The 1,094-nt window shown below is 45.0% G+C and carries 2 protein-coding genes; both read right to left on the reverse strand.

Annotated features, from left to right (window positions below):
- Positions 1–751: methyltransferase (locus R7E00_RS24820; RefSeq protein ID WP_318124879.1), on the reverse strand; the 751-nt coding region annotated here is incomplete at its 3' end.
- A gap of 86 nt (positions 752–837) precedes the next feature.
- Positions 838–1,094, reverse strand: a 257-nt coding sequence (locus R7E00_RS24825) for an AI-2E family transporter (protein WP_318124881.1), incomplete at its 5' end; no start/stop codon positions are given.

Genomic DNA, 1,094 nt, shown 5'->3' on the forward strand with positions numbered 1-1,094 from the left:
CAGACAAACCGTTGGCTTCAAGCGTTGCTTGGCTTGAGGTGATGGCATACGCGTTGATGTCACACATCTCAATCGCAATTTCTGGGTTTGCTTTCGCCATGAACGCGCCTAAAACACCGGCCCCACAACCAAAATCGAGCACTTTGCCTGACAAGTTAGGTAAGGTTTCCAGTAGTAGACGGCTGCCTAAGTCAAACTCACCATGACTGAATACGCCCGGTAAACTTTTTACTGTAAGTGACTGCTCACCAAGGGTTACCGTGTAAGACTTAAACCACTCTTCTTGATTGAATGGTTTTGGCTCATTTAAGCAATTACCCCAGTAGAAAGAGCAGCGGCGAGCTGAGTCGTATTTGTTCACCGGGCCATATTCTTTGAACATCTTTTCAATGCTCTTTACGCCGGAACGGTTTTCACCGACAACCACAATCTCCGTGTTCACGCCGAGTTTAGCCATGAGCATGGCAAGCAAATATTCGGCTTCTGCTTTCGCTTTTGGCCAATACAGCAGGAGCATGTCGGCTTGAGTATCCACATCAAATTCAGAACCAAAATGGCTTTTTATTTTATCTGAGTGACGGATTTGACGGAAATAGCTGTAGTTTGAAGTAAAGACTTCGACCGATTCACAGTGTGCGGTCAGTTCCAGAGGGAACATATCTTCGACTTCACCTGCAACTAAAACATGTTTTCCGTTAAAGTACTCTAGCTGACGCTGAGCGATTTGGCTTGGAGCGATATAGGCAGACATAAATTTGGTTCATCAGAAATAATTAGGGCCAGATTTTCGCACAATCTGGCCCAAGCTTGAAGCTGTTGCTTACTATTCAGTGGCGGCTAGCTGTTGTCTTGTTGGTTGAGGAAGTCTTTGAATTCCTCTTCATAGATATTAAACAGCACCATGGTGACCGCAAAAATCAGTGGGCCATAAATCAAACCAATCAAACCAAATAAGTGCAGACCACCTAATAATGAGAAGAAAATCATTAAGGTATTCATGCCTGCGCTGCCTTGCATCAACAATGGACGCAGCAAGTTATCAATCGAACCGACGATGACTACACTCCATGCGGTTAGGAAGATTGCCCACGTCA

It is taken from the genome of Vibrio sp. Vb1755 (assembly GCF_033338635.1).
GTDB classification, from domain to species: Bacteria; Pseudomonadota; Gammaproteobacteria; order Enterobacterales; family Vibrionaceae; genus Vibrio; species Vibrio alginolyticus.